This window comes from Bartonella sp. WD16.2 (assembly GCF_002022505.1).
GTDB lineage: Bacteria > Pseudomonadota > Alphaproteobacteria > Rhizobiales > Rhizobiaceae > Bartonella.
In genome coordinates this window covers 601,846-621,228 of sequence record NZ_CP019781.1, presented here as the reverse complement: position 1 = coordinate 621,228, position 19,383 = coordinate 601,846, and the positions used below count along the sequence as shown (strand labels likewise).

The window sequence follows — 19,383 nt, the reverse complement described above, 5'->3', positions numbered from 1 at the left end:
ACTTTTTAAATCCCTCTGCCTTTCTTATAAGCTTTCAAATAAGTTTTTTTGACGCGATCTGACATGAATATAACATCAAGCCTACAAAAAATAGTATTAATCCATCAATAATCTGAAAATGCTTTACCAATATAAGCACGTAGCTCAACAATGGTGTTTATTTTTCCTATCGAAAATTTGAGATTATCGAATACAAGTACTCTTTTACACGTTATTCATCATCAAAACCTTTACCATCTGATTCAACAGAAATAATCGCAGCAACCACAGTTTCTTCATAAACCGATGTATTGTGCTAAGGATTTAATCAGACCTTGTGTACATGCTTTGCAGTTACCACTGAGCAGTTTCTGCACAATCTCTGTCATGCATTTTCCCCTTCCATATAATAACAATTAAGACGGAGAAAAAAGGTTTTGGCATTTCTATCAAAGAAAATACGCTGGAAATAATCACAATTTAAGTAAAATTGTATAAACTTCAAAAAATAGACTAAAAATTATCTAATTAAATAAAAGTATATATATTTCAGCATATTGAAAATAAATAATGGTGCGGTCGAGAAGACTCGAACTTCCACGGGTTGCCCCACAGCGACCTCAACGCTGCGCGTCTACCAATTCCGCCACGACCGCACATGGTACAGGCCAAATACATTAACTTTGGGGGATTTAACAAATCATAAAGCGTGACACAAGCCCATTTTCGTGTTTTTATAACTTATTTTATCTTAACCGCCACAGTATACTTTAGATACAAGTCGCCAAACTCTGCACTTTATCATAGCTGGCGAAGTACCATCATCAAATTGGCTTGCGCAACTTGATCTTTTTTATAAGAGCCATGAAAACTTGTTGTAATTGTTGTAGCTCCGTGCTTTCGTATCCCTCTCATAGCCATGCACATATGTTCAGCTTCAATTACTACTGCAACACCGCGGGGCTTTAAATGTGTTTCCAAAGCATTAGCTACTTGAGCTGTCATGGCTTCTTGCGTTTGCAAACGACGAGAAAAAATATCTATGACACGTGCAATTTTTGAAAGACCAACAATTTTTGTATCGGGAAGGTAGGCGATATGAGCTTTACCAACAATTGGAAGGACATGATGCTCACAATGTGAATAAAAACCAATATCCTTCATAATTATCGGCTCATTATAACCTGAAACCTCTTCAAAAACTGTTCCTAAAATCTCCTCAACTGATTCATCATAACCAGAAAAAAGTTCACTATACACTTTAGCAACACGTTTAGGAGTATTTAAAAGCCCTTCTCGATCTGGATTTTCCCCTACCCATAACAACAATGTACGAACCGCTGCTTCCACTTCTTCAAAACTAGGACGCTTTTTCTCAGATAGAAAAAGATCTTTAGCTATTCCTTTCATAGGACTATGCATTTAAAAAACTCCAGCTTATTATGTATAAAATATTTATATACATTAATTTATTTTATAATAATCTTTACGCAAGTGAATTAAAAGCTTGAATATTGAAAACTCTTAAAATTCCAAGCAACAGCCCGTGATGGACAACATTTATAGCAATAAAATTCTTGAATATGCTGCTCATATAAGTAGAATTGGGCGTCTTAATAATCCTGATGCAACGTCAAAAAAACATGCACGCCTTTGCGGATCAACGGTTCTTGTAGATTTAAAAGTAGACAATGATATCGTTATAGATTTTGCTCATGAGGTATATGCATGTGCACTTGGACAAGCTTCATCTTCTATTTTAGCGCGTCATATTATTGGCAAAAAAATGCAAGATCTTAAAGCATTACGCGAAACTATCCTTTATATGTTAACAGAAAATGGCCCTCCTCCCCCTGCTCCATTTGAAGCATTTTCCTGCTTGCAACCCATTAAAGATTATAAAGAACGCCATGCCTCAACAATGCTTACCTTTGATGCAGTCGTAGACTGTATTGAACAAATTGAAGAAAAAACAAATGGTTAAATTACAGCCCAAACAAAAAAAAATACAAACTCGCAATTACACAGGTCTTTGGCGGAAAACACCTGGACGATTACTTGGCACTACGTTGATACGTCTTTATCAAATAACACTTTCCAGTTTGATTGGAAATCAATGTCGTCATATCCCAACCTGTTCAGAATATACCTATGAAGCGATTGCACGCTATGGTCTGTGGGCTGGTGCATGGATGGGTTTTTTTCGTATTGTACGTTGTGGCCCATTTGGAACATATGGCTTTGATCCAGTACCAACTTCTCTTGATTACTCTTATAAACCTTGGTATTATTGGAAAATTTCTGCCAAAAATGATAAATAATTGCTTTTCTTTTTTAATGCATATTGATAGAAAATTAATCTACTAACTTTATCTGACTATTGTTAAATTTTCACGAAACCATCCGCAATCGTTGGCGGAATTGGACTAAAAAGGTGTTTTATGTCTGACCTTATTTCTCTTTCTTTTCCTGATGGTTCAAAACGTGATTACCCCTCTGAAATGACAGGTTTAGAATTGGCTGAGTCTATTTCTAAATCACTCGCAAAAAAAGCAGTTGCCTATAGCCTTAACGGAATCATCCGAGACCTTTCAGATCCATTAGAACAATCTGGACAAGTGGAAATTATTACTCGCGACGATCCACGTGCACTTGAATTGATACGCCATGATTGCGCTCATGTTTTAGCTGAAGCAGTGCAGGAACTGTTTCCTGAAACACAAGTTACAATTGGCCCCGTTATTGAAAATGGTTTTTACTATGATTTCGCACGTAAACAACCTTTTACATTAGATGACCTCAGCATTATTGAAAAAAAAATGCGTGAAATTATCCAACGAAACAAACCTTTTAGAAAAGAAATTTGGTCTCGTGAAAAAGCTAAGAAAATTTTTTCTGAAAAAAACGAACTGTATAAGGTTGAGATTATTGATGCTATCCCTGAAAATCAAGACGTAAAAGTTTATTATCAAGGAGATTGGTTTGATCTTTGTCGTGGTCCACATATGCAATCTACCGGTCAAATTGGCAATGCTTTCAAACTGATGAAAGTCGCAGGAGCTTATTGGCGTGGGGATGCCAATAATCCTATGTTAACGAGAATTTATGGCATAGCATTTGCTAACGAAAATGACTTAAAAGCCTATCTCTATACGCTAGAAGAAGCAGAAAAACGCGATCATCGCCGCTTAGGACGTGAAATGAATTTATTTCATTTCCAAGAAGAAAGCCCAGGAATGATTTTCTGGCATCCAAAAGGTTGGAAAATGTTCCAAAATTTAATTAGCTATATGCGCCGCCGCCTTGATGATCATAAATATGACGAAGTTAATGCACCACAAGTTCTTGATAAATCACTTTGGGAAATATCTGGTCATTGGGGATGGTATAAGGAAAATATGTTTCAAACAACCCCAGCTGCTGATGATTGGGATAATCAATGTGTTTATGCTCTTAAACCCATGAATTGCCCTGGTCATGTGCAAATTTTCAAACATGGTTTAAAGTCTTACCGAGACTTGCCTATTAGACTTGCTGAGTTTGGTATTATTCATCGTTATGAGCCTTCAGGTTCTCTACACGGTCTTATGCGCGTTCGTAGCTTTACGCAAGATGATGCACATATTTTTTGCACAGATGAACAATTAGCTGATGAATGCCTTAGTATTAATGATTTAATTTTATCAACTTATGCAGATTTTGGTTTTGAAGAAATTAGTCTTAAATTTTCAACGCGTCCAGAAAAACGTGTCGGCTCTGACGAATTATGGGATCATTGTGAAAACATAATGTCATCTGTCCTTAAAACTATTGAGAAAAAATCAGAAGGACGTATTAAAACAAGCATCCTTCCAGGTGAAGGTGCATTTTATGGCCCAAAATTTGAATATACATTGAAAGATGCTATTGGTCGTGAATGGCAATGTGGAACAACACAAGTAGACTTCAATCTACCTAAGCGTTTTGGAGCATTCTATATTGATAAGGATTCAGAAAAACGTCAGCCTGTTATGATCCATAGAGCTATTTTGGGATCAATGGAGCGTTTTCTTGGTATATTAATTGAAAATTTTTCTGGACATATGCCGCTTTGGCTTGCCCCTCAACAGGTTGTTGTTGCACCAATCACATCTGAAGCAAATGAATATGCAGAAAAAATAACAAGAAAACTCAAAGCTATTGGTCTTTCAACTACAGCAGATCTTCGTAATGAAAAAATTAATTACAAAATACGTGAACATTCTTTACAAAAAGTCCCTGTAATCCTTGTATGTGGTAAACGTGAATCTGAAACAAATAGTGTGAGTATGCGCCGTTTAGGAAGCACAGATCAGACTGTTTTACCTATAGAAGAAGTAATGAAACAACTCTCAAATGAAGCAACCCCCCCAGATTTACGCCGTTTAATAAACATTCAATAATAAAAGTAATTGTGCTAAATTCAAAATAGTTTACTACTTATCGTGCTCTATCAAGCATACGCTTACATTCAATCAATTCAAATAGCGTTTCCTGTAATAATGTTTTATCAGTCTTGTCTTGATGGCTCTTAACAGCACCAACAAATTCCTCTTCACCCTTCATAAACCCTAAAAGTCCAAACGCTGCCTTTTTTGACTTACTCTTAGTGGATTCATTAATTTTGGTAGATTCAGATGTTTGTTCTGCACATTCTTTTTCTATTATAACATTCATGTCATTAAGATCGCTATTACCAAATGCAATAACAAAAGAAGTACCATTTTCTTTTAAAAGGCGTTGCACGCCCTTTATAGTATAACCTTTACCATAAAGTAGTTGTTTAATACCGTTGAGCAAATCAATATCAACAGGACGATAGTAACGCCTTCCACCACCACGCTTTAATGGCTTAATCTGAACAAAACGTGTTTCCCAAAATCTTAACACATGCTGTGGTAGCTCCAGTAATTCTGCTACTTCACTAATTGTTCGAAAAGCATCAGGGCTCTTGTCCATTTTGCAATACCTTATTAAATATTGTACTAATGATTTTATAATAACTAAATTAGTTCAAATCTCTTGCTACGATTGATCGAAAATAAGAATTATTCTCAATTACATTTTAATATAAAACTTGTTACCCAAATAGCAAAAAATTACCCATATAAATTTCTTTATCAAACATCAGACATTTTAAAATATCGCTATTTGGTATGAAATTTTACTTCTGCCTTGCACGATGTGCATCTAAAATTCTTTTTTTAAGTATATTCGCAGCTTTAAAAGTTACCACACGCCGTGGTGGAATAGGTGCTTCAATACCTGTTTTTGGATTGCGTCCAATTCGTTTACTTTTATTGCGAACTTGAAAAGTTGCAAAAGAAGATAATTTAACCACTTCACCTTTTACAAGTGAATTGCAAATTTCATCTAAAATAGACTCAACCAAAGCTGACGATTCAGTATGTGACAAGCCTACTTTCCTACAAACCACACTAGCCAAATCTGCACGTGTCACTGTCTTACCTGTCATCATAACCACCTATTAAAATTCAAAGTTACAAAGCGATTTATACGTTTTATTCAAATATGGTCAAGCCGCTATAATTTACCAACGAACAAGAATCGCCCCCCAGGTAAATCCTCCCCCCATAGCCTCTAACATAATGAGATCTCCTTTTTTAATTCTTCCATCTTGAACAGCAGTTGTTAAAGCTAATGGTACTGATGCTGCAGATGTATTACCATGTTGATCAACGGTCATCACAACTTTATCTAATGTAATCCCTAATTTTTTAGCTGACGCTTCGATAATACGTTTATTAGCCTGATGAGGTACAAACCAATCTAGCTGAGAAGAACTCATATTAACAGCTGCAAAACAATCATCAATCACATCAGTTATCATACCAACTGCATGTTTAAAAACTTCTCGCCCTTTCATACGTAAATAACCTGTTGTTTGTGTTGTTGAAGGACCACCATCAACATACAATTTATCTACATACGCACCATTAGAACGCAATTTTGTAGACAATATACCGCAATCAACAACAATATTGCCTTCAACTTCTTGCGCTTCCAAAACAGCTGCACCCGCACCATCACCAAATAAAACACATGTCGTACGATCTTGCCAATCTAAAATCCGAGAAAATGTTTCAGATCCAATTACTAAGATTCTTTTTGCTGCTCCACAACGTAAATATACATCTCCTGTTGTCAATGCAAAAATAAAACCAGAACAAACAGCCTGAATATCAAAAGCAAACCCATGCTTCATTCCCAAAGCATGTTGAATTTCAACAGCAGAAGCAGGAAAAGTATGGTTAGGTGTTGAAGTAGCTAAAATAATACAATCAATATCTTTTATTGTCATACCTGAATTTTTAAGTGCAGCTTGTGCAGCTGCTACTCCTAAAGAAACAGTCGTTTCATTTGTATCAGCAATATAACGTTGGCGAATTCCCGTACGTTGAACAATCCACGAATCAGACGTTTCAACAAACTTGGTAATCTCATTATTTGATAAACTTTTCTTTGGTAAAGCACTTCCTACACCACATATAACTGACCGAATCATAACAGTCCTCACCCTCTCTTAGAATTTCTTATCTCTACTACGAATACGATCATATTGTTTGCATATTAATTAACAGCTCTACCTTCATCATTTTCAAAGAGTCATTTTATTTTCATGAAAATATTGTAAATCTTCAATTATTTTTTTCAAAAGTCCGTTATTTACCATTTCATAACCAATGCGAATAGCAGAAGCAAAACCACCAGCATTAACACCCCCATGACTTTTTATAACAATACCATTTAAACCTAAAAGCACACCACCATTAATCCGATCAGGATCTATTTTCTGTTTCAGCTGACGAAAAGCACCTTGAGACAAAACGTATCCAAGACGTGAAAAAACAGAACGGCGCATAACAATATTTAAAAGCCCGGCTATTTGCCGTGCAGTTCCTTCTGCAACTTTTAAGGCAATATTACCAGAAAACCCCTCAATGACAACCACATCGACTACCCCTTTTCCAATGTCATTACCTTCAATAAATCCTTTATACTCTAACCCTTCTAATTGTACTTCACGCAATATCATTCCGGCTTTTTTGATTTCATCTAAGCCTTTTACCTCTTCAACACCTACATTCAAAAGCCCAACGCTTGGTTTTTTAACATTATATAAAGTACGAAACATACCAGCACCCATAACCGCTAAATCAACCAATTGATCAGCAGATGCACCAATTGTTGCACCAATATCCAGCACAATACTCTCCCCACGAAGAGTTGGCCAAATACCAGCAATGCCAGGACGGTTAGATTCTGCCATCATTTTTAAACAAAAATGAGACATTGCCATAAGTGCACCAGTATTGCCAGCAGAGACACAAGCATCAGCTTCGCCATTTTTTACAGCTTCAATCGCATGCCACATTGATGATTTACCACGCCCAATGCGAAGTGCCTGACTTGGCTTCTCATCCATACGTGTATAACTTTCTGTATTATAAAACTGCGACGCTGCAACCAAATGAGGATATTTTTTTAAAATTGGCTTAACAACCTCTTCTACCCCATAAAACAAAAAATGAATATTTGGCAAATGTTTTTGCGCAACTGCTGCCCCTTCAATAGTAACCTCTGGGCCATAATCGCCACCCATGACATCTACAGAAATTCTAATCACACCTGCACATCCTATATTTAAATTTACACTTGAAATTTCTCATTATTTAACAAACTACAAAAATTATCACCATAACAGGCTTACAGAAATACTGTCACTTTAGTCATACAGCAGATGTTTTTTATATATTTATAATCATTTCCATCCTTTCAAAACAGAAAATGGTGATATTTTTTGCTCAATTTCTTCTAAATTTTTAACTAAACTCATATTCTCATCTTCTTTACGTGGATAATGATTAATTGATAATTCAAAAAATTCTTCCATAACTGCACCTATATCAACTTTATCGCCATAAAAAACTTCCGGTATATCTGGTCCATCTGCATCTAAAAGCAATTCCCTTGTGTCCTTTGACACCTTTGGTTTAACCAAATTTGAATCCTCAGGAATAAACGTAATTTCAATATTTTCGTGGAGAATATTTTCCAATGGCTCCAATGTAATAACGCATGATTGTACTATATGTGCCTGCAGCAAACCTTTCACATATACCCCACGCTTTTTCCACGGTAAAACATGGAATTCTCCCTCACAAGATTTTACTTCAAGTAAATCATGATTCTTGGCTAAATGTGCGCATTCTTGCTGATCTGCGCAAATACGAATTTTTATACCCTTAGCAGACAATGAGCGTACTGATACTGGATAAGTCAGAGCAAACATCATTTGAGAAACATTTTTAACACTCATTGATAACTCCAAAATAAAAAAATGTAGTATATTGTGACTTCGTTTAAGCAACATATTTTATAATTTTTAAAGCAGTTTTCTATAAAATTACTGATTTTATAACAGAGGAAATTCGCTGTAAGCTATTGCAGATTATACTGAATTAAGCTAAAAGTCGAAAAAATCGCGGGTTACTTTTTCACCTATGCTTACGTGTAAATGGAGATGTCATTCAGATGCCTCACTTGGTAAATTTAATCAAACATAAATTATTGATTAGTCTATTTATAGTAAGTATGGCGGCGTTTACTGGATGTAGTTCAATTCATTCTTTAACTTCAAGCCAAACCTATAAGGAAGGTTATGTTCTCGATCAAAATGCTCTTGATTCTGTTTCCATTGGATCAAGTCAGGAGCAAGTTCTTTTAGCTCTAGGAACTCCTTCACTAAAAACAAAATATGATAACGAGGTTTTCTACTATATTTCACAAACTCGGTATCGTAAAATGCGATTTATGAAAACCAAAATTATTGACCGTAAAGTCTTGGCTATTTATTTCAATAAAAATGGTCAGGTCGCAAAGGTAGCTAATTATGGTCTACAAGATGGTCAAGTATTCGATTTTATCACTCAAACAACACCAACAGGTGGTAGTGATCAATCTTTTTTAATCCAAATTGTCAAAGGCTCTGCAAATACTCCACGTTAATCAACTACCTACTTGTAATTTTAATGACGTTTATAAAATCTAGTAATACTAGAATTTTATTTTATTATCTTTGCTGGCGGATTTCTTTTGCTATTCTATCAAGAATTGCATTAACAAGCTTTGGTTCATCACCTTCAAAAAACGCTTTTGCTACATCAATATATTCACTTACAATAACTGCAGTAGGTATATCCTTGTGATTCATTAACTCCCATAAACCTGCACGCAAAATTGCACGTAAAATCGAATCAAGACGTGAAAGTGACCATTCTTCAGAAAGTTTTTGCTGAAGCATAGGATCAAGTTGTTTTTGATCTTGTACAACACCAGCTATAACAGCTCGAAACCACTGAAAATCAGCATCAAGATATTGATCACCATCAATATCTTTTCCTAAACGATAAGCTTTATATTCTGCTGCTATTTCCGTAACACTAATGCCAACTATATCCATTTGATATAGTGCCTGCACCGCAGCAAGCCTCGCTACTCCGCGTTTATTAGCCAAATGCGAAGAATGTTTGCTTTTTATATCAGCCATATTTAATGATTATCTCCAAATTTCTTCTTGAGAGCAATCATACACAAAGCAACTTCAGCAGCAAAACCACCTTTATTCTTTTCACTCTGTTTAGCACGTGCCCATGCTTGTTCTTCATTTTCAACAGTCAAAATACCATTTCCAATAGCCAATTGCCTATGAAGAGTTAAATCCATTAATGCTCTACAAGAATTATCAGCAACAATTTCAAAATGATATGTATCACCCCGAATAACACAACCAAGCGCTATATAGCCATCATAAGATACCTTATTGTTTTTTTCAGCAAAAGCTATTGCACCGGGTATTTCTAGTGCCCCTGGAACCGTCACAACATCATAGCTTACTTCAGCTTTTTGCAAAACATTCACCGCACCTGCAAGAAGTTCATTAGAGATTTTATCGTAAAAACGTGCTTCAACAATTAATAAATGCGACTTTTTATCTATTTTTTTTGTCACAACAAAACACCTATTTTAAAGATTACATAACCATCAAATTTCAAAACAATACAATATTTTCAGTTTACTTATCTTTCATTTTAAAATCAGAAAGCCTGGCAACATAACGAGCAAGTTGGTCAACTTCTAAATTCACTTGATCCCCGACTTTAGCCTGCCCCCATGTTGTCACTTCAAGTGTATGGCGAATAATAAGAATATCAAAAATATTATCTTCAACACAATTAACGGTTAGAGATGTACCATTAAGCGCAACAGAACCTTTTTCTGCAATAAAAGGTGCCAAACGTACTGAAGTTTTTAAATAAAAACGAATTGCATCACCTTCATTTTTTTGATCAACGATCTCAGCCAAACCATCAACGTGGCCAGAAACAAAATGTCCACCTATCTCATCACCAAACCGCAATGAACGTTCCAAATTAACAAAAGTCCCTTTTGTCCATTGAGAAAGATTAGTCAAACACAACGCTTCTTTCCATGCTTCTACAACAAAGCAATTAGCATTCATTTGTTTTAGCTCACGTTCAATAACGGTTAGACAAATGCCTGAGCATGCAATTGACGCACCAATTTCTATAGTCTCTACATCATAATGTGTAGAAATACTCAAGCGTACTCCTTGCTTTAAAGATTGTATATCTTCAACACAACCGATATCCGTTACAATCCCTGTGAACACAATGTTTTGCTCCTCCATTTGCATAAACGATCATTTCCTAACATTTTCGTCTCAATTTCATTAAATTCTGAAAGATAAGTTGCAAAATGGGGAGCATCAATACGATCTGCACCTAAAATAATTGGTGCATGAAAACATATTAACTGATCCACACAACCAGCATTTAAAAATTTTTCTCCTGTCTTTGCTCCTCCTTCAAGCAAAAGACTATTGATTCCATGCTGACAAAGCAGTTGTAAAATAGCAAAAGGCTGCATCAAATGATCACTCATTTCTATTGAAAATACACATACACCACACTGTTCCAGTGACACTTTTTTGCTTTTTTCTGTAAGAGTTGCATTACAAATAATCCATGTAGGAATTTCTGTCGCTGTTTGTATAACCTTTGCATTAAGTGGAATACGTAAATCTGGGTCTAAAATAATACGTATAGGTGAGCGCATTTCAAGCCCAGGCAAACGGCAACTTAATTGCGGATTATCTGCTAATATAGTGCCAATACCAACCATAATAGCATCATTTTGAGCACGCAGAATATGGGTATATGTATGAGCTTGTACTCCACTAATTTCTACTCTCCCCTTCCTTTTTTTTCCTATACCATTATCTGCAGAAATTGCCATTTTAAAAGTCACTTCACACCGCTGCAGTTTTTTTACGCATAAATAAGCACTTAACGTTTCAAAAGCCTCTCTAGCTAGAACTCCCTCAACGACTTCAATGCCAGCTGCACGTAAAAGAGCAATACCACGACCACAAACCCGTTCATCTGGATCAGTAAGTGCGACAACAACCCGCGAAATACCTGAATCAATAAGTGCACTTACACACGGTGAAGTTTCACCATAATGTGGACAAGGTTCTAAAGTAATGTAAGCGGTAGCGTTATTGGATAATGGTCCTGCCATGAGTAAAGCTTGTACTTCAGCGTGGGGTCTTCCATGAATGGCTGTTACACCATAGCCGACGATGGGTGTTTTTATATTATCATCTCGGACAATTAATGCACCAACAGATGGATTTTGGCCGGTAAGTCCAATGTGACGTTCTGCTAAACGAATAGCTGCAGCCATAAAGCGGTTATCTTGTACTTCTTTACTCATCAAAATAAGATTTTATATCCGCCACATCTTTTGAAAGCTCATTTATAATATCATGAAAATCAGTTGCATTACGAAAATCGCGATACACGGAAGCAAAACGAATATAAGCAATATCATCAATGCTTTTTAACCATTCCATTACAAGATGTCCAATTTTTTCTGAAGCAATCTCAGGTTCCCCTAAATTCTCAAGCTGACGTACAATACCTGAAATTGCTTGTTCAATGTGATCAGGATCAATATTACGCTTACGCACCGCCACATTAACTGATCTTATTAATTTATCACGGTTAAATGGTTCACGCCGACCACTCTTTTTGAAAACTGACAATTCACGTAACTGAATACGCTCAAAGGTTGTAAAACGACCACCACAAACGGAACACACACGTCGACGACGAATTACAGCGCCCTCTTCTGCAGGACGTGAATCCTTAACTTGTGTATCTTCACATTGACAGTAAGGGCAACGCATCTTTTTCGCACCTCAACAAGTACTCAAATGAGAATAAAGAGGAAAATTGTCTGTCATATCTCTTACCTTTTTTTTAACAGTCTTTTCAATGGAAGCATTATCTTCAACACTTTCTACTGTTTTAAGACCATCAAGAACTTCTGAAATGAAGTCACCAATTTGGATAAATTCATTTTCTGCAAAGCCACGTGTTGTTGCTGCAGGTGTACCCAAACGAATACCTGAGGTTACAAATGGTTTTTGAGGATCAAAAGGAATACTATTTTTATTACAAATAATACCAGCACGTCCTAAAGCCAACTCTGCACATTTTCCTGTTAAATTTTTAGAACGCAAGTCAACCAACAATAAATGATTGTCTGTACCACCAGAAACAATATTAAAACCATTATTTTGTAAACGTTTTACTAAAGTTTTAGCGTTAGCAACCACATTGGTAATATAATCTTTGAAAGCAGGTCGTAAAGCCTCTCCCAATGCAACTGCCTTAGCAGCAATCACATGCATTAAAGGACCACCTTGCAAACCAGGAAAAACAGCTGAATCAATCTTTTTAGCTAAAGTTTCATCATTGGTTAGTATCATACCACCACGAGGGCCACGTAGTGATTTATGCGTTGTAGTGGTAACAACATGAGCATATGGTACAGGTGAAGGATGGACATCACCAGCAATTAAACCTGCAATATGAGCCATATCAACCATTAAATAAGCCCCAATCTCATCGGCAATTTCACGAAACCGTTTCCAATCCCATATACGTGAATAAGCCGTTCCACCTGCTAAAATAAGCTTTGGCTTATGCTTTTTTGCAAGGCGTTTAATATCCTCCATATCAAGAAGCTGATCTTCTTGACGCACACCATATGAGACAACATTAAACCATTTTCCTGACATATTAACAGGAGAGCCATGCGTAAGATGACCACCAGAATTTAAATCCAACCCCATAAATGTGTCACCAGGCTGAAGCAAAGCTAAAAATACAGCTTGATTCATTTGGCTACCAGAATTGGGCTGAACATTTGCAAAAGCAGCACCAAAAAGTTTTTTTGCTCGTTCAATTGCCAATTCTTCAATTAAATCTACAAAATGACAACCACCATAGTAACGCTTTCCTGGATAACCTTCTGCATACTTATTGGTCAAAACTGATCCTTGAGCTTCAAGAACCGCTTTTGAAACAATATTTTCTGATGCAATTAGCTCAATCTCATGATGCTGACGTTTAAGCTCACCATTGATTGCATCAAAAACTGTAGAATCAACAGTTTGTAAATTACTATTAAAAAAACACTTTTGTAGATCACTTGCTTTCTTAGTCATAAAGCATGCCCTAACATTAAAACAAAATAAAAAGTAACATAGTACATATCACAGACCAAATATTTTGAACCATTTTAATTCAAAAACTGCAAACACTATAATATCTATCTTATTCTTTTGCTATTTAAGCAATAAAATTCTAGCCACACAAAAATAAATGGTGCAAAATAAATGTTAGGCTTTTTAGAAAATTCCCTTTATTACGACATCTTTCATGCAAGCAAGACAGATTGTAGTCTTATAAATGCTCAAATTATTTAAGCTGAATACGATATTACAAGCTTAATATGACAGAAAACATCAGTTCAAGGTAAATATAATGGTAACAAAAATCTTTATTGATGGTGAGCATGGAACAACTGGACTGCAAATACAAAAGCGACTAGCAGAGCGCTATGATTTAGAATTACTTTCTATTCCTTATGCAGATAGGCATAAAATTGATGTGCGCCAAGAGTATCTTAATCAAACCGATATTGCTATTTTATGTCTTCCAGATGATGCTGCAAGCCAAACAGTAGAACTGCTCAAAAATAATAAAAAAGTTAGAATTATTGATAGTTCAACAGCACATCGTATCGCACCAGATTGGGTCTACGGCTTTCCTGAAATGACAAAAGGACAAAAAAAACGTATCCAAGAAGCACGCTATGTTGCTAACCCCGGATGTTATCCGACCGGTGCAATTAGTTTGATTCGACCATTACGTGAAGTAGGCTTACTAGACGCTCATTACCCAGTATCAATTAATGCTATATCTGGTTACACGGGTGGAGGTAAACAATTAATTGCACAGATGGAAAACCAATCTCAAGAAGACGCTCTTCGAGAAAATTACTTTACTTATGGTCTTAATTTCAAACATAAACATGTACCAGAGATTAAATTTCATGGGCAGATCAGCCAAACACCTATTTTTATACCAAGTGTTGGCTGTTTTCCCCAAGGAATGATCGTAAATCTCCCACTCCATCGTCATTTATTTGCAAAATCAGCTAACTGTTCCAATCTGCGTGAAATTCTCAACGCTCATTATAATGGCCAAGATATTATCTCAGTCGCATCGCAAGAAGAAACTGAAACACTTACTAAATTAAATCCAGAATGCTTAGCGCATAAAGACGGTATGAAACTTTTTGTCTTTGGCAATGACAATGAAGGTATTTTCAACCTATGTGCCATATTAGATAACCTTGGGAAAGGCGCATCCGCGGCTGCTATTCAAAATCTTGATTTAATGCTTGCAAATAACTAACTTTTTCTGATTGCAGATCTTTATTCAATAACGCGATATGCTCCCTTTGTTGCTCGCCAATGCACAACTGAAAAATACAATATAACTAACGCAACACCTTGATGAAGAACTCCCCAACCTAGGGGTACTTCATTTAATAAGGTAACAATGCCAAAAAGCGCTTGAACAACTATGGCAATGCATAAAAAAAACGCACGACGAGCATGAGCTGAATGTGGAATGTTTTTTCGTACATAGAAAGCGTGAACAAGCGCTATAATAAATAAAAAATAAGCAAAACAACGATGAACAAATTGAACTGTCAAAGGATTTTCAAATAAATTAAGCCAAATTGGATCATAATTTAGTAAACCGTCAGGAATAATCTGACCATCCATCAATGGCCATGTATTATAGACTTTACCTGCATGAAGACCTGCTACTAAAGCACCAAAATAAATCTCAATTAAAACAAGAAAAACAAGCCAACCAGCAAAACGTTGAACCGCCTGTGTTGCTGGTTTTTCTGTGCATTCTGTAAGACCTCGAGATAAATAAGCGACAAAAACAATAACAAAACATGCTGCCATGAGATGAATTGCCAAACGATATTGACTGACACTTGTCAGATTGCTTTGACCAAGCCCTGATGCCACCATCCACCAACCAATAACACCTTGAATAGCAATAAGAATTGGCACAACAATAAGTTGGCGCAAAATACCTTTTTCAATACGTTTGGTAATCCAAAACCAAATCAAGCCTAATAAAGCTACAAGACCAACAAGACGACCAAGAACACGGTGCCCCCACTCCCACCAGAAAATAACCTTAAATGCACTTAATGTCATATCGCGATTAAGCAACTTATATTGTGCTATTTGTTGATATTTCAGAAATTCTTCTTGCCACTCATCTATACCAATTGGTGGAATTATACCATGAATTGGCTTCCATTCAGTTATCGATAACCCCGACCCCGTCAAACGGGTAGCTCCTCCCACTAAAACAATTGCCAAACAAAGTAATAAAATGGCATAAAGCCACACTTGAAGCTGTTTTCGATTTTGTTTTTGCAGCGATGTCAAAGCTACATCATTCAATTTCTTTATTGCCATTTTGGGTTTCCTTTAGTTTGTCTTCAACTGCAAAATTTTTTAAATCTAAAAATTAAATTTCAATTGTTTTTATAAGATTCTAGTAATGCTACGCAAAAAGAAAGTGTTTTCGCTATAATAAGCGATTACCATTCCTATTTTGCCAATGTTCAATACGAATTCACACGACAAACAGTTTTTGGAAATCTTGATATCATCTGCACTATCCAGTTATGTTTATCAAAAGTAGCATTACAAATATAATAATCTGTCGATTGTGCAATTTGCTCAGATCCGTATTTGGGTTCGCTAGTTATTTCTAAAATAATCAAATCATAACCTTTTTTAAATTCTTCTAATAGACGGGGAATATCATTTAAAAAATCCTGAGCACGAACAGTGCTCGCCAACCCTTGCGGAAGAATATCAACTCCTGTATCGTAATCGCGATAAATAACATCTTGTAACTGTGCATCGCCAGTTAACACATCACTCAATCCTCGATGTGGGCCAATTATTTTTTCTATTTGCTGGCCAGAAACATCTACCAGCAAAACTGTTTTTTTCTCTTCTACAAGATGAAGAGATAATTTTGCCGCCATTCGAGCAGCCTGTGCTCCAATTATTGAAATAATCATTGAAGAACGTAATTTTAAAAAAACCGATAATCCTTCTATTGTCATAAAAGTTTCAGAATTTTCTATTACCTTAGTCAATAAAGCATTTCTGCTGTTTTCTAAATCTTCTTCCGGTTGAGTTTTTTTTGTTTCAGAATATCTTTGAAATAACAATAACCCCACTAAAAGAGCTATCAAACTTGCTAATATACTCACAAAGACATTTTTGCTATAAAGAGCCATAAAAGAAACAGGAGCTACTGTTATTGGAACAATCATACGAATCTTTGCCTTTTGTAATAAAGGAGTATGAATGTTCATCTCTTTATTTTGCCTATCTATCACTATTTTTACTTTACTTTCCAGCTCATTTAACATTTGATTGAAAGACTGAGATTGATCCTTTACAAAAATTCTAATCTTCTCTCTTAGCTGTATTTCAAAATTCTTTGCGACAATCTCATCTGAATGAATTTGATTAGTAATTTGCAAAATTTTATCTTCTAACTGAGTAGAAAGCGCTTTCGATTCCGCAATCATTGCTTTAATTTGAGGATGTTCCCAACCTAATTGGGCAGCCATATGAGCTTTTTGTGTTTCCAAAAGATTAATTTTAGCTTCTAATGCAACAACAGCTGAGTTGTTTGCAATAAATGATAAAGATAATAAAGACTGGCCATTTTTACGCATCATTTTAATGGTCGAATTCAAAATTGTTAAGTGAATACGCCTTAAAGTCGCATCTGTTAATTTAGCATAAAGGTTATTAAGCTCAGCCTGTTTTGCTTCATGATGAATGGAAGAATTAGTAGATGAGCGAAACGTCTGTAATATATTTAATATTGCAGTATTATCATATTGTTGATCAGCTTTCTTTTCTACCGATAATAATTTTTGATTTCGTTTAATGACTGTGTCTGAAAAAGCAGAAAACCAACTTTCCAACCCTTTTTGAGCATCTTCAACAGTTTTTGCTTCAAAAGCAAGTTTGATCAGGTCACCATCACGAGAAAACCGAATATTTTCATAAAGTTTTTTCTCATGCACACCATGAGGAAAAAATCTTTGTATATTTGAATTATTTAAAAAAACAGGTTGAGCAAACAGTAATGCAACAATACTATCTTGTTCATCACTTGGTAATGGGATTCCAACAGAATCAGATAACGTAAATGTTAAGGTCGCTTGGTAGGAGCGTGGTTGAACAAAATAATATAACCAAATCAAAAATGCGCATAATATTACTGAGAAAAAAACAATTAAAGCGTTTTGCGATATTATGCGTATTAACAATTTCTTATCACGCTCAAAACTCATCTTATTTTAACCAACAAAATATTTCACACTCTCTATTTAAGAGAAAGGAGTAACTATCCTCTTAACTCAAAGCTATATTATTTTTGGATTAGAAAAACGTAAAAATAAAAGAAGTTTTTTTTATATATAGATCAAAAGAAGGGTTTATGCATATTTTTTATATGATCTAATCGTTTCTTTGCTTCATAAGTAAGGAGTGCCCGGATAGTAACAGAACCATCATCATGACTTTCCCGCTCTATCTTACCAGAATTTCTATAAAACCAATCAATAAGTTGCATCTCATCAGGCTTTAAAATCAATTTAACATCCTGCATTTCTCCAGAAAGCCTTCTTTCAATTGTTATTAACAATTGATTTAATCCTTCTCCAGTGAGCGCTGATATCATTAATGCAGGATTTAACAATGTTTTTGCACTTGTTTGCAAAACATTTAATGTATGCTTATCCAACATATCAGCCTTATTCCAAACTTCCACGATATGATCTGTATTGCCAATATCAACACCTAAACTTGAAAGTATTTCCAACACATCTTGAGCCTGAGCACGATGATCAGGATCTGATATATCTTTTACGTGGATAATTAAATCAGCTTCAATTACCTCTTCGAGGGTTGCTCTAAAAGCCGCAATCAAATGCGTTGGTAAATTAGAAATAAAACCTACAGTATCAGATAAAAAAATAGCTTGCCCATGAGGGAGAATAATTTTGCGTAAAGTTGGATCAAGCGTTGCAAACAACATATCCTTTGTTAATACACCCGCATTACTTAAGCGGTTAAAAAGTGTTGATTTTCCCGCATTAGTATACCCTACTAAAGCAACAACAGGGTGAGACGTCTTCTTTCTTTTAGCTCGATGAAGAGCACGTGTTTTAACAACATTTTCTAACTCACGACGAATACGAGTGATTTTATCTTGCAGAAGGCGTCTATCTGCTTCAATTTGAGTTTCACCAGGCCCTCCCAAAAAACCACTACCACCGCGTTGTCTTTCCAAGTGTGTCCAACTCCGGACAAGCCTGCTTTTTTGATAAGACAAATGTGCCAATTCTACTTGCAATTTCCCCTCTTTTGTTCGTGCACGACGACCAAAAATTTCAAGAATCAAAGCCGTTCTATCAATAACCTTACAACTCCATAGTTTTTCCAAATTACGTTGCTGTACTGGTGTGAGAACATGATCCACAATTGCAAGGGCAATATGATGCTCACTTATATAATTAGCAAATGCACTCACTTTTCCTATCCCAAACAAAGTCGAAGGGTGTGGTGTACTAATATTAATGGTTTCACAATGGACAATATCCAGCTCAATAGCTTGTGCTAATCCTAATGCTTCTTTTATCCGAGAATCTATTGAGTGCTCACTTAAAACTTTTTCATTCTTGTTTACAGGAAAAAACGGTAAAAAAATAACAGTGCGCACTCGCTCTGTAACCTGTGAAACCAATTTCCCAGATCTTTTATTTGTATCCATCATAACAATTCAAGGTAAT

The 19,383-nt window shown here is 35.7% G+C and carries 20 protein-coding genes and 1 tRNA gene; 5 read left to right on the top strand and 16 right to left on the bottom strand.

Going from position 1 to position 19,383, the window contains the following annotated elements; all coding sequences use genetic code 11:
- Window positions 1-550: 550 nt before the first annotated feature.
- Both BWD162_RS02390 and folE read right to left on the bottom strand, forming a co-directional pair.
- A tRNA-Leu gene (locus BWD162_RS02390) sits at window positions 551-635 on the bottom strand.
- Window positions 636-780: 145 nt separating this feature from the next.
- Window positions 781-1,401: a GTP cyclohydrolase I FolE gene (gene folE / locus BWD162_RS02385; RefSeq protein ID WP_078705282.1), complete on the bottom strand. Its 621-nt coding sequence runs from the start codon at window positions 1,399-1,401 to the stop codon at window positions 781-783.
- Window positions 1,402-1,525: 124 nt separating this feature from the next.
- Here folE and BWD162_RS02380 point away from each other — a divergent pair, with 124 nt between their 5' ends.
- The 3 genes from BWD162_RS02380 to thrS all read left to right on the top strand — a co-directional run bounded on the left by BWD162_RS02380 (window position 1,526) and on the right by thrS (window position 4,400).
- Window positions 1,526-1,963 carry an iron-sulfur cluster assembly scaffold protein gene (locus tag BWD162_RS02380; protein WP_078705281.1) on the top strand — a complete coding sequence of 146 codons (438 nt, stop codon included), beginning with the start codon at window positions 1,526-1,528 and terminating at the stop codon, window positions 1,961-1,963.
- On the top strand, window positions 1,956-2,300 hold the full coding sequence (yidD, locus tag BWD162_RS02375; protein ID WP_078705280.1) for a membrane protein insertion efficiency factor YidD: 345 nt from the start codon (window positions 1,956-1,958) through the stop codon (window positions 2,298-2,300). The genes BWD162_RS02380 and yidD overlap by 8 nt, the downstream gene beginning before the upstream one ends.
- A 120-nt stretch (window positions 2,301-2,420) precedes the next feature.
- On the top strand, window positions 2,421-4,400 hold the full coding sequence (gene thrS, locus BWD162_RS02370; RefSeq protein WP_078705279.1) for a threonine--tRNA ligase: 1,980 nt from the start codon (window positions 2,421-2,423) through the stop codon (window positions 4,398-4,400).
- Window positions 4,401-4,437: 37 nt separating this feature from the next.
- Here the strand turns inward: thrS and BWD162_RS02365 are convergent, their stop codons facing one another.
- The 5 genes from BWD162_RS02365 to BWD162_RS02345 form a co-directional block, all read right to left on the bottom strand.
- Window positions 4,438-4,956, bottom strand: coding sequence for a MerR family transcriptional regulator (locus BWD162_RS02365; protein WP_078705278.1), 519 nt, complete (start codon window positions 4,954-4,956; stop codon window positions 4,438-4,440).
- Window positions 4,957-5,161: 205 nt separating this feature from the next.
- The gene (locus tag BWD162_RS02360; protein ID WP_078705277.1) at window positions 5,162-5,473 is read right to left on the bottom strand and encodes an integration host factor subunit alpha; all 312 of its coding nucleotides are present in this window, start codon (window positions 5,471-5,473) and stop codon (window positions 5,162-5,164) included.
- A 75-nt stretch (window positions 5,474-5,548) separates the two neighbouring features.
- On the bottom strand, window positions 5,549-6,523 hold the full coding sequence (locus BWD162_RS02355; protein WP_078705276.1) for a beta-ketoacyl-ACP synthase III: 975 nt from the start codon (window positions 6,521-6,523) through the stop codon (window positions 5,549-5,551).
- Between the two features lie 93 nt (window positions 6,524-6,616).
- Entirely contained in the window at window positions 6,617-7,645 is a 1,029-nt protein-coding gene (gene plsX, locus BWD162_RS02350; RefSeq protein ID WP_078705275.1) for a phosphate acyltransferase PlsX, read from the bottom strand.
- Window positions 7,646-7,780: 135 nt separating this feature from the next.
- The gene (locus BWD162_RS02345) at window positions 7,781-8,338 is read right to left on the bottom strand and encodes a YceD family protein (RefSeq protein WP_078705274.1); all 558 of its coding nucleotides are present in this window, start codon (window positions 8,336-8,338) and stop codon (window positions 7,781-7,783) included.
- Window positions 8,339-8,553: 215 nt separating this feature from the next.
- Here BWD162_RS02345 and BWD162_RS02340 point away from each other — a divergent pair, with 215 nt between their 5' ends.
- On the top strand, window positions 8,554-9,027 hold the full coding sequence (locus BWD162_RS02340) for an outer membrane protein assembly factor BamE (RefSeq protein WP_078705273.1): 474 nt from the start codon (window positions 8,554-8,556) through the stop codon (window positions 9,025-9,027).
- A 64-nt stretch (window positions 9,028-9,091) separates the two neighbouring features.
- On the opposite strand, the gene nusB is transcribed toward BWD162_RS02340, so the two are convergent.
- The 6 genes from nusB to glyA all read right to left on the bottom strand — a co-directional run bounded on the left by nusB (window position 9,092) and on the right by glyA (window position 13,618).
- Window positions 9,092-9,568, bottom strand: coding sequence for a transcription antitermination factor NusB (gene nusB, locus BWD162_RS02335; protein WP_078705272.1), 477 nt, complete (start codon window positions 9,566-9,568; stop codon window positions 9,092-9,094).
- Between the two features lie 2 nt (window positions 9,569-9,570).
- A complete protein-coding gene (locus BWD162_RS02330) occupies window positions 9,571-10,029 on the bottom strand; it encodes a 6,7-dimethyl-8-ribityllumazine synthase (protein ID WP_078705271.1) in 459 nt (152 codons plus the stop codon).
- A 64-nt stretch (window positions 10,030-10,093) separates the two neighbouring features.
- Window positions 10,094-10,711, bottom strand: coding sequence for a riboflavin synthase (locus BWD162_RS02325; RefSeq protein ID WP_078706119.1), 618 nt, complete (start codon window positions 10,709-10,711; stop codon window positions 10,094-10,096).
- Window positions 10,693-11,817, bottom strand: a complete 1,125-nt coding sequence (gene ribD / locus BWD162_RS02320) for a bifunctional diaminohydroxyphosphoribosylaminopyrimidine deaminase/5-amino-6-(5-phosphoribosylamino)uracil reductase RibD (RefSeq protein ID WP_078705270.1) — start codon at window positions 11,815-11,817, stop codon at window positions 10,693-10,695. The genes BWD162_RS02325 and ribD overlap by 19 nt, the downstream gene beginning before the upstream one ends.
- Window positions 11,810-12,292: a transcriptional regulator NrdR gene (gene nrdR / locus BWD162_RS02315; protein WP_078705269.1), complete on the bottom strand. Its 483-nt coding sequence runs from the start codon at window positions 12,290-12,292 to the stop codon at window positions 11,810-11,812. The genes ribD and nrdR overlap by 8 nt, the downstream gene beginning before the upstream one ends.
- Before the next feature lie 12 nt (window positions 12,293-12,304).
- Window positions 12,305-13,618, bottom strand: coding sequence for a serine hydroxymethyltransferase (gene glyA, locus BWD162_RS02310; RefSeq protein ID WP_078705268.1), 1,314 nt, complete (start codon window positions 13,616-13,618; stop codon window positions 12,305-12,307).
- 319 nt (window positions 13,619-13,937) lie between these two features.
- On the opposite strand from glyA, the gene argC reads away from it, so the two are divergent.
- A complete protein-coding gene (gene argC, locus BWD162_RS02305) occupies window positions 13,938-14,873 on the top strand; it encodes an N-acetyl-gamma-glutamyl-phosphate reductase (RefSeq protein ID WP_078705267.1) in 936 nt (311 codons plus the stop codon).
- A 20-nt stretch (window positions 14,874-14,893) separates the two neighbouring features.
- Here argC and BWD162_RS02300 read toward each other — a convergent pair whose 3' ends face one another.
- From BWD162_RS02300 to hflX, 3 genes are all read right to left on the bottom strand, one after another.
- Window positions 14,894-15,970 (bottom strand): COX15/CtaA family protein, encoded by a 1,077-nt coding sequence (locus BWD162_RS02300; RefSeq protein ID WP_078705266.1) that lies wholly within the window; start codon window positions 15,968-15,970, stop codon window positions 14,894-14,896.
- Window positions 15,971-16,119: 149 nt separating this feature from the next.
- Window positions 16,120-17,883, bottom strand: coding sequence for a hypothetical protein (locus BWD162_RS02295; RefSeq protein ID WP_078705265.1), 1,764 nt, complete (start codon window positions 17,881-17,883; stop codon window positions 16,120-16,122).
- A gap of 131 nt (window positions 17,884-18,014) precedes the next feature.
- Entirely contained in the window at window positions 18,015-19,367 is a 1,353-nt protein-coding gene (gene hflX / locus BWD162_RS02290) for a GTPase HflX (RefSeq protein ID WP_078705264.1), read from the bottom strand.
- Window positions 19,368-19,383: the final 16 nt, after the last annotated feature.

Bases quoted from the DNA above. Each gene is read 5' to 3' on its own strand.
- yidD (WP_078705280.1), top strand. From the start codon at position 1,956: ATGGTTAAATTACAGCCCAAACAAAAAAAAATACAAACTCGCAATTAC.
- argC (WP_078705267.1), top strand. From the start codon at position 13,938: ATGGTAACAAAAATCTTTATTGATGGTGAGCATGGAACAACTGGACTG.
- BWD162_RS02365 (WP_078705278.1), bottom strand. From the start codon at position 4,956: ATGGACAAGAGCCCTGATGCTTTTCGAACAATTAGTGAAGTAGCAGAA.
- BWD162_RS02340 (WP_078705273.1), top strand. From the start codon at position 8,554: ATGCCTCACTTGGTAAATTTAATCAAACATAAATTATTGATTAGTCTA.
- BWD162_RS02355 (WP_078705276.1), bottom strand. From the start codon at position 6,523: ATGATTCGGTCAGTTATATGTGGTGTAGGAAGTGCTTTACCAAAGAAA.
- BWD162_RS02345 (WP_078705274.1), bottom strand. From the start codon at position 8,338: ATGAGTGTTAAAAATGTTTCTCAAATGATGTTTGCTCTGACTTATCCA.
- thrS (WP_078705279.1), top strand. From the start codon at position 2,421: ATGTCTGACCTTATTTCTCTTTCTTTTCCTGATGGTTCAAAACGTGAT.
- nrdR (WP_078705269.1), bottom strand. From the start codon at position 12,292: ATGCGTTGCCCTTACTGTCAATGTGAAGATACACAAGTTAAGGATTCA.
- nusB (WP_078705272.1), bottom strand. From the start codon at position 9,568: ATGGCTGATATAAAAAGCAAACATTCTTCGCATTTGGCTAATAAACGC.
- BWD162_RS02360 (WP_078705277.1), bottom strand. From the start codon at position 5,473: ATGACAGGTAAGACAGTGACACGTGCAGATTTGGCTAGTGTGGTTTGT.
- ribD (WP_078705270.1), bottom strand. From the start codon at position 11,817: ATGAGTAAAGAAGTACAAGATAACCGCTTTATGGCTGCAGCTATTCGT.
- BWD162_RS02300 (WP_078705266.1), bottom strand. From the start codon at position 15,970: ATGGCAATAAAGAAATTGAATGATGTAGCTTTGACATCGCTGCAAAAA.
- hflX (WP_078705264.1), bottom strand. From the start codon at position 19,367: ATGATGGATACAAATAAAAGATCTGGGAAATTGGTTTCACAGGTTACA.
- glyA (WP_078705268.1), bottom strand. From the start codon at position 13,618: ATGACTAAGAAAGCAAGTGATCTACAAAAGTGTTTTTTTAATAGTAAT.
- BWD162_RS02295 (WP_078705265.1), bottom strand. From the start codon at position 17,883: ATGAGTTTTGAGCGTGATAAGAAATTGTTAATACGCATAATATCGCAA.
- folE (WP_078705282.1), bottom strand. From the start codon at position 1,401: ATGCATAGTCCTATGAAAGGAATAGCTAAAGATCTTTTTCTATCTGAG.